Below are 11,372 nucleotides of genomic sequence, written 5' to 3' on the forward strand. Positions count from 1 at the left end.
GACGGCTCGATCCTCACGACCGGCGTGCACCGCAGCCGGCTCGTGCTCGCTCGTCAGCACCCATCCCGTGGCGACCTCCCGCGTTCCGCAGAACGGGCGAGTGTGCCATCCCGAGTTGGCTCAGGTGATACCCTCGCGCCTTGGCATCGACACGTCGATGCGAAGGCGTCCGGCGCATCAGCGCCGGCGCCCGTTCGGGCTTGCCTTGCGCCTCCGAACGGGTCCGTTCGAAGGCGCGGCGGTATGACGCCTCGGTAACGACGCCGGCGAACCGAGCCGGAGGCCCGCCACTTTCGGCGGCCTGAACCGTTGCCTCTCAGGCAAGCCGGCATCGCGCCGGCCCGACCTCGGAGAATCCTCCCATGAAGCTCAGGCTCATCGCCGCCCTCGCCGTCTCGACCCTGGCCCTCGCGGGCGCGGCCGAGGCGCAGGGCATCCCCGGCGGGATCGACCGCGGCGCCCGGGAGGGCAGCCGGGTCGGCGGGCCGATCGGCGGCATCGTCGGCGGCGCGGTCGGCGGGGCCGTCGGCGGCGTCAACGGGGTGCTCGGCATCGATCCGGGCCGGCGCGCCTACCGCACCGACCTGCCGGGCCGGCGGCATCACCACCGCCGTCACCGCCACCATCGCCACTACCGTTGAGGCGAGCCGCGCGGGCGAGGTTTCGCCGCCCGCCTGTCCTGCACTGCGCGGAGATCGATCTTGCGACTTCGCGCAGACCGGGAGACTTTGCTTCTCCGGCCGGCGGAAGAGCCAGGTCCGCGGGCCGATGATCCCCGCTCTACTGTGCGGACGGGCGGGCGAGGCCGCTTGACCCCCGGCGCCCGCGGGTCCTAAGCACGTCGGCTCGGGACCGGCGCCAAGACCGATGCTAAAGACCGGCGCCAAGACCGATGCGAAGACCGATGCCCCGAGACCGACGCCCGAGGACGCCATGACCGACCGCCTGCCCGGCTTCAACACCCTCGCGATCCATGCCGGCGCGGCGCCGGACGCCGCCACCGGCGCGCGGGCGACACCGATCTACCAGACCACCTCGTTCGTGTTCGACGACGTCGACCACGCCGCGTCGCTGTTCGGGCTGCAGGCCTTCGGCAACATCTACAGCCGCATCACCAACCCGACCAACGCGGTGCTGGAGGAGCGCATCGCGGCCCTCGAGGGCGGCACCGCCGCGGTGGCGGTGGCATCCGGCCACGCCGCCGAGTTCCTGGTGATGCACGCCCTGATGCAGCCGGGCGACGAGTTCGTGGCGGCCAACAAGCTCTACGGCGGCTCGATCAACCAGTTCAACCACTCCTACAAGAACTTCGGCTGGAACGTGGTCTGGGCCGACACCGACGACCCGGCCTCGTTCGAGGCGGCGATCACCCCGCGCACCAAGGCGATCTTCATCGAGTCGATCGCCAATCCGGGCGGCGTCATCACCGACATCGCGGCGATTGCCCAGGTCGCCAAGCGCCACAACATCCCGCTCGTCGTCGACAACACCATGGCGACGCCGTACCTGATCCGGCCGTTCGAGCACGGCGCCGACATCGTGGTCCACTCGGCCACCAAGTTCCTGGGCGGCCACGGCAACTCGATCGGCGGCCTGATCGTCGACGGCGGCAGCTTCAACTGGGCCGGCGACGCCCGCTACCCGATGCTGTCGCAGCCGCGGCCGGAATATGCCGGCATGGTCCTGTCCGAGACGTTCGGGAATTTCGGCTTCGCCATCGCCGTGCGGGTGCTCGGCCTGCGCGACCTCGGGCCGGCCCTGTCGCCGTTCAACGCGTTCCTCATCATCAACGGCATCGAGACCCTGCCGCTGCGCATGCAGCGCCACTCCGACAACGCCAAGACGGTGGCCGAGCACCTGAGCCGCCACCCGGCGGTGGCGTGGGTGAGCTATCCGGGCCTGGAGAGCGACCGCTACCACCAGCTCCACCGCAAGTACTGCCCGCACGGCGCCGGCGCGGTGTTCACCTTCGGCCTCAAGGGCGGCTACGAGGCCGGCATCGCCCTGGTGTCTAACCTCAAGCTGTTCTCGCATCTGGCCAATATCGGCGACACCCGCTCGCTGGTGATCCACCCGGCCTCGACCACCCACCGCCAGCTCACCGACGAGCAGAAGACCCGGGCCGGCGCCGGCCCGGAGGTGGTGCGCCTCTCCGTCGGGATCGAGGATCCGGGCGACCTGATCGCCGACCTCGACCAGGCCCTCGCCTGAGGCCTCGGACCGGGGTGCGGTCGCGTCGCGATCGCGCCCCGCCGTGGCGGGTGCCCCTGGGGCGGGGGACCTGCCGTTGTGACACCATCTCCGGTCGAAAAATTCCCGCAAGCATTGCGGCCAAGCCTGGTCCCGTGATCTACTGAGGATGTCCAGGTTCGGTGAGGGGTGAGCCGTACGCGCGGCCGGTGGGATCCGGCTGCCGGTCGCTCTGCGCCGGGCGGGCGGTCAGGAGGCTGGTGCGATGGTCGCCCCCGACACCGACGCCGAACACGATTCCCGCATGGAGACCGCGCGCCAGCGCGCGATCCGCGAGGAGACGGCCCGCCTGCGCGCCCTGCTCCGCGACGCGCGCACGCCGGCCAGACGCGTCCCGGCGGCGGGCGGTTTTCCCGGCTCCACCGCCGAGTGGGAGGCGCGCCTCGCCACCGCCGAGGAGCTCAATGCCCGTCTCCGGGCGAGCGAGGCCTTCACCGCCCGGCTGCTGGCGGCGAGCCGCGACACGATCCAGGTCCTCGCCCTCGACGGCACGGTGCAGTGGCTGAGCGAGGGCGACCGCGCCGCCCTGGAGACACCCGACGGGGCGGTGATCGGCACCGCCTGGGCCGCGTCCTGGCCGGAGCCCGGCGACCGCACCGCCGCCGAGGTGGCGCTCGCCGCCGCCCGGGCCGGCCGCACCGGCCGCTTCCGTGCGCCCTCCGGCCGCCGGGGGGGTCTGCGCTGGTGGGACGTGGTGGTCTCGCCGATCCAGGGACCCGATGGCGGGCCCGAGCGGCTGCTCGCGGTCGCCCGCGACGTGACCGACGCCCACCGGGCCGAGGAGCAGCAGGCGCTGCTGATGCAGGAGATGGCCCACCGGGTGAAGAACACCCTGGCCTTGGTGCAGGCGATCGCCGCCCAGACCCTGCGCAGCGCCTCGTCCCTGGACGGGGCCATGGCGTCCTTCAACGGCCGCCTGATGGCGCTCTCCGACGCCCACGACGTCCTGATCCGCGGCGCCTGGGCGGCGGCCGACCTCGCCGCCGTCGTCGAGGGGGCGATGGCGCCGCACGTCGACGCGGTGGCCGGCCGCTTCACCGCGGCGGGGCCGGCCGTCAGCCTCGGGCCCCGCTCGGTCCTCACCCTCTCGCTGATGCTGCACGAGCTCGCCACCAACGCGGCAAAGTACGGTGCCCTGTCGAGCCCGGCCGGGCGGGTCGCCGTCGCCTGGGAACTCGCCGGGACCGACGACCCCGTGCTGCACCTGCGCTGGCAGGAGACCGGCGGCCCGGCCGTGGCGCCCCCGGCCCGCGAGGGCTTCGGCTCGCGGCTGATCGCGCGCAGCCTGGTGCACAGCTTCGGCGGCAGCGTCAGCCTGAGCTTCCCGCCGGAGGGCGTCGTGATGGAGCTTGAGGCGCCGCTCGCGGCGATGCAGGACGGGACGGCTTGACGCTCCGGGCATTTCCCCGGCCACGCTTGACCCTGGGGATGCAGACCCATAGGCAGCAACCTTTCGTTCCCGCCCGCATTGCCCGCGATGACATCTGATCCGGATCGACACCCCCAGGACCCGCGTCAGGAGGGGACGGACCCCGCCTGCGACTCGAACCCCGTCGTGCTCCTGGTGGAGGATGACGGCCTGCTGCTGATGGAGGCCTCCGACACCCTGGCCGAGGCCGGCTTCACCGTGCTGGAGGCGCCCCATGCCGACGAGGCGCTGCAGGTGCTGGAGAGCCGCTCCGACGTCGGGATCCTGATGACGGACGTCGACATGCCGCTCGGCTCGATGAACGGCTTCGCCCTCGCCCGCCTGGTCTCCCGACGCTGGCCGCGCATCCCGGTGCTGGTGGTCTCCGGCATGGGCAGCCCCGGCCCGCACGACATGCCGCCGGGCGCCCGCTTCATCCCCAAGCCCTACGCGCCCTCCGCCCTGGTGCGGACGCTGCACGACACGGTGCGCCGCGCCGCCTGAGCGGGTTGCGCACCGATAGCTGCCCCGGTTCTGCGACGAGAACCTGCGGACACCAGAATCCCAAGCGAACGAAGCTTCGGCAGGCCAACGCTTCGCTGAGACCCGCCTCCCCCGGACTTTTCCCGATGCCCGATCCGACCAAGCTCCACTTCGCCACCCGGGCAGTCCATGCCGGCACCGCGCCCGACCCGGCCACCGGCGCCCGGGCGCAGCCGATCTACTTCACCAACGGCTTCGTGTTCGAATCGAACGAGCAGGCCGCCGACATCTTCGCCATGCGGGCGACGGGCTTCTCGTATTCCCGCGGCTCGAACCCGACGGTGGCGGCGCTCGAGCGGCGCGTCGCCTCGCTCGAGGGCGCCAAGGCGGCGGTCGCGGTCGCCTCGGGCCAGTCGGCGATGCTGCTGGTGCTGATGACGCTGATGCAGTCGGGCGACGCCTACGTCGCCTCGTCGCGGCTGTTCGGCGGCTCCCTCGGCCTGATGCGCCGGCTCGAGGGCCGCTACGACCTCGTGCCGCAATTCACCCGCGGCCTGACGCCGGACGATTTCGAGGCGGCGATCACGGACAAGACCCGGGCGATCGTCTGCGAGTCGATCGTCAACCCGTGCGGCACGGTGATCGACCTCGAGGGCGTCGCCGCGGTGGCGCACCGGCACGGGCTGCCGCTCGTCGTCGACAACACCCTCGCCTCGCCAGCCCTGATCCGGCCGATCGAGCACGGCGCCGACATCGTGGTCCACTCGACCTCGAAGTTCCTGTCGGGCTCCGGCACGGTGATCGGCGGCATCGTCTGCGACGGCGGCCGCTTCGACTGGAAGGGATCGGGGCGCTACAACCTGATCAACGAGCCCTGGCCGGACTATGACGGCCTCGTGGTCTCCGAGCGCTTCCCCGAGACTGCCTTCGCCACCGCCTGCCGTCTGTTCGGCCTGCGCGACCTCGGCCCCGGCCTGTCGCCGATGAACGCCTTCCTGACGCTGACCGGCACCGAGACCCTGCCGCTGCGCATGGAGCGCCACTGCGCCAATGCCAAGGCGGTGGCGGCTTTCCTCAAGGACCACCCGAAGGTGGCCTGGGTGAGCTACCCCTCCCTCCCCGGTCAGCCCGGCGAGGCAATGGCGAACCGCTACGCGCCGCTGGGCGCCGGCGCCATCTTCACGGTCGCCCTGAAGGGCGGCGAGGCGGCGGCCCAGAAATTCATCACCGGGCTTAACCTGATCTCCCACCTCGTCAACATCGGCGAGATCAAGTCCCTGGCGATCCACCCGGCGACCACCACCCACCGGCAGCTCCCCGCCGCCGACAAGGAGGCGGCCCGGGTCGGCCCGGACACGGTGCGCCTCTCGATCGGCCTCGAATCGGTCGAGGACCTGATCGCCGACGTGGCGCAGTCCCTCGAGGCCCTCGACTGAGGGACCGGCCCGGGGACCATCCCGGGTCAGGGCCGTGGGCCCGCCGGGCTCGCGGCCCTGGAGAGGCACGGCATCCGCCCCTCGATCGGGTTGACAGGCCGCCGTCTCATGCAACATGTCTTGTTGCATGAGACGAGACAGCCGATTGTCGGGCGTGCTCCACGTCCTCCTGCACATGGCCGAGGTCGAGGGACCGGTGACCTCCGAGTTCCTGGCCACCGTGATGCAGACCAACCCCGTTGTCGTCCGCCGCATCATGGCGGGCCTGCGGGACCACGGATACGTCCGGTCCGAGAAGGGGCATGGCGGCGGCTGGACGATCGCGTGCGACTTCCGGGCCGTCACCCTGCGCGACGTCTACCAGGCCCTCGGCGCCCCGGCGCTGTTCGCGATGGGAAACCGGACCGAGGCGCCGGGCTGCCTCGTCGAGCAGGCCGTCAACGCCGCGATGGACGACGCCTTCTGCGAGGCCGAGACCCTGCTGCTGGCGCAGCTCGGCCGCGTGACCCTCGCGGCCCTCAGCGCCGACTTCCACGCCCGCGTGGCGGCACGGGGCGGACACTTCAGCCTGGAGACGGCCCATGCGGTATGACGCCCTCGTCGTCGGCGGCAGCTTCGCGGGCCTGTCGGCCGCCACCTACATCGCCCGGGCCCGCCGGTCGGTCTGCGTGATCGACGCCGGCGCGCCGCGCAACCGCTTCGCCGCCGCCTCGCACGGGTTCTTCGGCCAGGATGGGCAGGACCCCCGGGCGATGATCGCGACCGCCCGGGCGCAGCTCTCGGCCTACCCGAGCGCCACGCTGGTCGCGGGCGAGGTGACCGGAGCGCAGGCCTCCGGCGACGGCTTCGCGCTGGCGCTCGTCGGCGGCGCGCGGCTGGAGGGCGCGAGGCTGGTGCTGGCCTTCGGCATCGCCGACGTGCTGCCGGACCTGCCAGGGCTGGCGGAACGGTGGGGGACGAGCGTGCTGCACTGCCCCTACTGCCACGGCTTCGAGTTCGCCGGGCGGCCCCTCGGCGTCCTGCACGCGGGGCCGCTCTCCGCGCATCAGGCGCAGCTCATCGCCGAGTGGGGACCGACCACGCTCTTCCTGAACGGGAGCGGGCCGCTCGACGACGACACGAGCGCGACGCTCAAGGAGCGCGGCATCCGCGTCGAGCCGGCGCCGGTCCGTGCTCTCTCGGGCGAGGGCCGCGCCCTGTCGGCGGTGGTCCTGTCCGATGGCCGGGCGGTGACCCTCGACGCCCTCTACGTCGCCCCCCGCACGCGCCTGAACAGCCCGATCGCCGGAGAGCTCGGCTGCGCGGTGGACGAGGGCCCGCTCGGGCCGGTGATCCGCACCGACGCGGCGAAGCGGACGACGGTGCCCGGAATCTACGCGGCCGGCGACGCGGCCCGGGCGCCGCACAGCGCGACCTGGGCCGCGGCGGACGGAGTGACCGCCGGCGTGTCGCTGCACCAGTCGCTGGTGTTCCGAACCCTCGCCGCGTGATGGGTGTGCCCGGACGATTCGGGCCTGCTTCCCGGGCTCGACCGTGCCCCGAGCATCGGGAAGGCCGCGCTCACGACTCGAAGCGCGCCAGGTACGCGTCGATCTCGTCGTCCGAGGCCTGCCAGGACTCGCCCCGCACTTCCACCAGCGCGATCAGGCCGAGCAGCTGGAGCGGTCCTTCCGCGAGAAAGCGATGCTCGCCATTCTCGGCGATCATGAAACGGCCGCTCCGGTGCACGGCGTACCCTTTCCGGGATATGGCGAGGTAGGCGGGCACCGTGACGTTCCCCGCATCGGCAAGGTCCACTCCGTTTCTCCCCGCTCCCAGGCCTGTCCTCGATATGGATCACGCGTGGCAGCCCGCAACGAGTGGCGATCCCGCCCGGCTCTTGCCCCTTGACCGAACCCTTGCCTCCATGTCCGAACAAATGTAGAACAAGCTCCGGCCTCCGGCATGTGTGTAGCGGGCACAAGGCGCCGCCCACCCTTGCCGGTCCCGGCCGGTTCGGCCCAACTCGCGAGACCGAAGCGGTGGTCCGCGGCGTCGGCCGGGCGTGCGCCCGAGTGAGATGGAACGAGAGGAGAGCGTGATGGCGGGCAGCGTGAACAAGGTGATCCTGGTGGGCAATCTCGGGCGCGACCCCGAGACCCGTCGGCTGGCCTCCGGTGATCCGGTGGTCAACCTGCGCCTGGCCACGTCCGAGTCCTGGAAGGACAAGGCGTCGGGCGAGCGCAAGGAGAAGACCGAGTGGCACTCGGTCGTGATCTACAACGAGAACCTGGCCCGCGTCGCCGAGCAGTACCTGCGCAAGGGCTCGAAGGTCTACGTCGAGGGCCAGCTCCAGACCCGCAAGTGGCAGGACCAGTCCGGCCAGGAGAAGTACACGACCGAGATCGTGCTCCAGCGCTTCCGCGGCGAACTGACGATCCTCGACGGCCGCGGCGGCGGGGCCGAGGGCGGCATGTCCGAGATGGGCGGCGGCGACGAGATGGGCGGCGGCCAGATCAGCCGCGGCGGCGATTACGGCGGCGGTGGTCGCAGCAGCAGCGGCGGACGTTCGTCCTCCGGCGGCGAGCGGCGCCCGGCCCCGTCCGGCGGCGGCAACCAGAAGCGCTACGACGACCTGGACGACGATATCCCGTTCTAGGATCCTGGCGTCGAGCTTGATGCGGTGATCGCGGCCCGGATCGAATGATCCGGGCCGCAAGTCGTTTGAAAGACCATCACATGAAATGAGCGTAGCTGATAGCGGGACCATGGAGATCGGTCTTCGCGGTTGCGCCTCTCTGCCCTTGCGTCATGATTCTGGCGGCCGGACCCCGCAGGGGCGGGATGTGACGAGTCGGACCAGCAGGGACCTTCGCGAAGTCATCTTCGTCAACAAGGCAGCCCACACAGCCTATACGGGGCTTCCGAAGCCGGTCCGAGAGATGGCCGATGCCCTCACGACGGCCCTGCAGAATGGATCCACGCTGCCGGCAGGCCGCTATCGACAGCGCGAAGGATCGCTCATAGGGGCGAGCGAGTTCCGCATCCCGCACGATGGCGATACCTATCGCTGCTATCAGGTCGTCGCGTACGAGGAGGTGATCTACATTCTCGACGCAGGAATGAAGAAATCTTCGCGCGGCGGCGAGATGCCGAAGCATGACAAGGAACGCTTGGAGCGCAGGCTCAGCTTGGCCAAGGAAGCCTACAAATCTGACGCGAGGGGCATCAAGGACGAGTACGCGGCTCGGGCGGCGTCACATCGCACGGGGAGCGTCCCGGATCGAGGGGAGATTGAGGTGGTGGACGAGGAGAATTCGGGCCCAATCCGCGGAAGCGGCAACTTCCTGCTGGATCGAGGCTACGCCGAACCCGATGAGATGCGGATCAAGTTCCTGCTCGCCAACGAGATCGCACTCGCCATCGAGGGCCGCGGGCTCACGGAGCAGCGAGCCGCCGAACTCACCGGGCTGGATGAGCCTGCCTTGTCGCGGATTGCGCGCGGGCAGGTGACGGATTGCTCGTTGTTCCTCCTGATGCGTCCACTCGCCTCGCTCGGAAAGGACGTTCGCCTCGAATGGTCGGACGCGTCGGATGGCGAAGGTCACATCATGGCAGATGCTCACGCAACACCCGAGGCGGCGTAGACGACACGGGGGCTCGCGCGAGAGCCCCAGGAAAGCGCCCGGTCCCTGCCGGGCGCCCTCCCCTTCCTTCGCCTCAGGCCGGCGCGCCGCCGGCCTTCGCCTCACGGCGCCGCGCGTGCAGCACGTACTCGGTGTAGCCGTTGGGCTGGACGCGGCCCTTGAACACCAGGTCGCAGGCGGCCTGGAAGGCGGGTCCGTCGAAGCCCGGCGCCATCGGGCGATAGAGCGGGTCGCCGGCGTTCTGGCGGTCCACCACCTGGGCCATGCGCTTCATCGTCTCCATCACCTGCGCCTCCGACACCACGCCGTGGTGCAGCCAGTTCGCGATGTGCTGGGACGAGATGCGCAGGGTCGCCCGGTCCTCCATGAGCGCCACGTCGTGGATGTCCGGGACCTTGGAGCAGCCGACACCCTGGTCGATCCAGCGCACGACATACCCTAAGATGCTCTGGACGTTGTTGTCGATCTCCTGCTGCACGTCGTCGGGGGCGAAGTTCGAGCGGGCGAGCGGGATCTGCAGGATCTCGTCGAGGGCCTGGCGCGGCCGGCGCGCCAGCTCCTGCTGGCGGGCCTTCACGTCGGTCTCGTGGTAGTGCAGCGCGTGCAGGGTCGCGGCGGTCGGCGAGGGCACCCAGGCGGTGCTGGCGCCGGCCTTCGGGTGGGCGCCCTTCTGCATCAGCATGTCGGCCATGGCGTCCGGCGCCGCCCACATGCCCTTGCCGATCTGCGCCCGGCCGAGGAGCCCGCAGGCGAGGCCGACGTCGACGTTGTTCTCCTCGTAGCCCTTGATCCAGGGCGTGCTCTTCATGTCGTTCTTGCGGATGACCGGCCCGGCCTCCATCGAGGTGTGGATCTCGTCGCCGGTGCGGTCGAGGAAGCCGGTGTTGATGAACACCACCCGCTCGGCGGCCGCCTTGATGCAGGCCGCGAGGTTCACCGTCGTGCGGCGCTCCTCGTCCATGATGCCCATCTTGAGGGTGTTGGGCGCCAGACCCAGCATCGCCTCGACCCGGGTGAACAGCTCGACCGCGAAGGCGACCTCCTCGGGCCCGTGCATCTTCGGCTTGACGATGTAGACCGAGCCCCGGCGGCTGTTGCGCAGGCCCGACGTGCCCTTGAGGTCGTGGATGGCGATCAGCGCCGTCACCGCGGCGTCGAGCATGCCCTCCGGAATCTCGGCGCCGGTCTCGTCGAGCACCGCGTCGGTGAACATGTGGTGGCCGACGTTGCGCACCAGCATCAGGGAGCGCCCGGGCACCGTCACCTCGCCCTCGCCGGAGGGGGCGGTGTAGGTCCGGTCGGGGTTGAGCTTGCGCTCGAAATGACGCCCGTCCTTCTCGATCGAGGCCGAGAGCGTGCCCTTCATCAGGCCGAGCCAGTTGCGGTAGACCACGACCTTGTCGTCGGCATCGACCGCCGCGACCGAGTCCTCGAGGTCCATGATGGTCGAGACCGCCGACTCGGCCAGGATGTCGGCGACGCCCGAGGCGTCGAACCGGCCGATCCGGTGGGTGCGGTCGAGGACGATCTCGACGTGCAGGCCGTTGTGGCGCAGGAGCAGGGCCGTCGGCGAGCGCGCCGGCCCGCGGTAGCCGGCGAAGGCCTCCGGCCGGGCGAGCGGAATCGTGTCGCCGGTGTTCATGTTGCCGACGAGCTGCCCGCCCTCCACCGCGTAGGTCACCACGTCGGCGTGGCGGCCGCCGGCCAGCGGCAGGTTGCGGTCGAGGAAGGCCCGGGCCCGGGCCACCACCCGGGCGCCCCGGGTGCGGTTGTAGCCGCCGCCGCGGGTCGCGCCGCCCTCCTCCGACACCGCATCGGTGCCGTAGAGCGCGTCGTAGAGCGAGCCCCAGCGGGCATTGGCGGCGTTCAGCGCGTAGCGGGCGTTCGAGACCGGCACCACGAGCTGCGGGCCGGCGATGGTGGCGATCTCGTCGTCGACGTTGTCGGTGCGCACCTGGACCGGACCGGGATCGGGCAGCAGGTAGCCGATCTCGGTGAGGAACGCCTTGTAGGCCGCATCGTCCACCGGCTTGCCGACCCGGTCGCGGTGCCAGGCGTCGATCTTCGCCTGGATCGCGTCGCGGGTCTCGAGCAGGGCGCGATTGCGCGGGCTCAGGTCGCGCACGATGGCGGCGAGGCCGTTCCAGAACGCCTCCGGGGCGATCCCGG

11 protein-coding genes are annotated in these 11,372 nt (G+C 71.1%); 9 read left to right on the forward strand and 2 right to left on the reverse strand.

The annotated features are described in order from the left end of the window. Positions 1 to 362: 362 nt before the first annotated feature. From VQ02_RS29250 to VQ02_RS29280, 7 genes are all read left to right on the forward strand, one after another. Positions 363 to 641 (forward strand): hypothetical protein, encoded by a 279-nt coding sequence (locus VQ02_RS29250; RefSeq protein ID WP_048447771.1) that lies wholly within the window; start codon positions 363 to 365, stop codon positions 639 to 641. A gap of 292 nt (positions 642 to 933) precedes the next feature. Further along, entirely contained in the window at positions 934 to 2,211 is a 1,278-nt protein-coding gene (locus VQ02_RS29255; RefSeq protein ID WP_048447778.1) for an O-acetylhomoserine aminocarboxypropyltransferase, read from the forward strand. Positions 2,212 to 2,455: 244 nt separating this feature from the next. Beyond that, entirely contained in the window at positions 2,456 to 3,640 is a 1,185-nt protein-coding gene (locus VQ02_RS29260; RefSeq protein WP_053080596.1) for a sensor histidine kinase, read from the forward strand. An 87-nt stretch (positions 3,641 to 3,727) separates the two neighbouring features. Beyond that, positions 3,728 to 4,162: a response regulator gene (locus tag VQ02_RS29265; protein ID WP_083469518.1), complete on the forward strand. Its 435-nt coding sequence runs from the start codon at positions 3,728 to 3,730 to the stop codon at positions 4,160 to 4,162. Between the two features lie 125 nt (positions 4,163 to 4,287). After that, positions 4,288 to 5,577 carry an O-acetylhomoserine aminocarboxypropyltransferase/cysteine synthase family protein gene (locus VQ02_RS29270; protein ID WP_048447772.1) on the forward strand — a complete coding sequence of 430 codons (1,290 nt, stop codon included), beginning with the start codon at positions 4,288 to 4,290 and terminating at the stop codon, positions 5,575 to 5,577. Positions 5,578 to 5,704: 127 nt separating this feature from the next. Next, positions 5,705 to 6,169, forward strand: coding sequence for an Rrf2 family transcriptional regulator (locus VQ02_RS29275; RefSeq protein ID WP_048447773.1), 465 nt, complete (start codon positions 5,705 to 5,707; stop codon positions 6,167 to 6,169). Beyond that, positions 6,159 to 7,067: an NAD(P)/FAD-dependent oxidoreductase gene (locus VQ02_RS29280; protein WP_048447774.1), complete on the forward strand. Its 909-nt coding sequence runs from the start codon at positions 6,159 to 6,161 to the stop codon at positions 7,065 to 7,067. The genes VQ02_RS29275 and VQ02_RS29280 overlap by 11 nt, the downstream gene beginning before the upstream one ends. A gap of 70 nt (positions 7,068 to 7,137) precedes the next feature. Here VQ02_RS29280 and VQ02_RS29285 read toward each other — a convergent pair whose 3' ends face one another. Continuing rightward, on the reverse strand, positions 7,138 to 7,374 hold the full coding sequence (locus VQ02_RS29285; RefSeq protein ID WP_048447775.1) for a hypothetical protein: 237 nt from the start codon (positions 7,372 to 7,374) through the stop codon (positions 7,138 to 7,140). A gap of 283 nt (positions 7,375 to 7,657) precedes the next feature. Here VQ02_RS29285 and ssb point away from each other — a divergent pair, with 283 nt between their 5' ends. Further along, the gene (ssb, locus tag VQ02_RS29290) at positions 7,658 to 8,215 is read left to right on the forward strand and encodes a single-stranded DNA-binding protein (RefSeq protein WP_048447776.1); all 558 of its coding nucleotides are present in this window, start codon (positions 7,658 to 7,660) and stop codon (positions 8,213 to 8,215) included. Between the two features lie 109 nt (positions 8,216 to 8,324). Beyond that, positions 8,325 to 9,203, forward strand: a complete 879-nt coding sequence (locus tag VQ02_RS34975; RefSeq protein WP_280818974.1) for an XRE family transcriptional regulator — start codon at positions 8,325 to 8,327, stop codon at positions 9,201 to 9,203. Between the two features lie 73 nt (positions 9,204 to 9,276). On the opposite strand, the gene VQ02_RS29300 is transcribed toward VQ02_RS34975, so the two are convergent. Then, positions 9,277 to 11,372: malate synthase G (locus tag VQ02_RS29300; protein ID WP_048447777.1), on the reverse strand; the 2,096-nt coding region annotated here is incomplete at its 5' end.

The sequence above is a fragment of the Methylobacterium variabile genome (assembly GCF_001043975.1).
In the GTDB taxonomy this organism is placed as follows: domain Bacteria; phylum Pseudomonadota; class Alphaproteobacteria; order Rhizobiales; family Beijerinckiaceae; genus Methylobacterium; species Methylobacterium variabile.

Excerpts from the sequence above, each read along its gene's own strand:
- VQ02_RS29250 (WP_048447771.1), top strand. The coding sequence starts at position 363 with ATGAAGCTCAGGCTCATCGCCGCCCTCGCCGTCTCGACCCTGGCCCTC.
- VQ02_RS29255 (WP_048447778.1), top strand. The coding sequence starts at position 934 with ATGACCGACCGCCTGCCCGGCTTCAACACCCTCGCGATCCATGCCGGC.
- VQ02_RS29260 (WP_053080596.1), top strand. The coding sequence starts at position 2,456 with ATGGTCGCCCCCGACACCGACGCCGAACACGATTCCCGCATGGAGACC.
- VQ02_RS29265 (WP_083469518.1), top strand. The coding sequence starts at position 3,728 with ATGACATCTGATCCGGATCGACACCCCCAGGACCCGCGTCAGGAGGGG.
- VQ02_RS29270 (WP_048447772.1), top strand. The coding sequence starts at position 4,288 with ATGCCCGATCCGACCAAGCTCCACTTCGCCACCCGGGCAGTCCATGCC.
- VQ02_RS29275 (WP_048447773.1), top strand. The coding sequence starts at position 5,705 with ATGAGACGAGACAGCCGATTGTCGGGCGTGCTCCACGTCCTCCTGCAC.
- VQ02_RS29280 (WP_048447774.1), top strand. The coding sequence starts at position 6,159 with ATGCGGTATGACGCCCTCGTCGTCGGCGGCAGCTTCGCGGGCCTGTCG.
- ssb (WP_048447776.1), top strand. The coding sequence starts at position 7,658 with ATGGCGGGCAGCGTGAACAAGGTGATCCTGGTGGGCAATCTCGGGCGC.
- VQ02_RS34975 (WP_280818974.1), top strand. The coding sequence starts at position 8,325 with ATGGAGATCGGTCTTCGCGGTTGCGCCTCTCTGCCCTTGCGTCATGAT.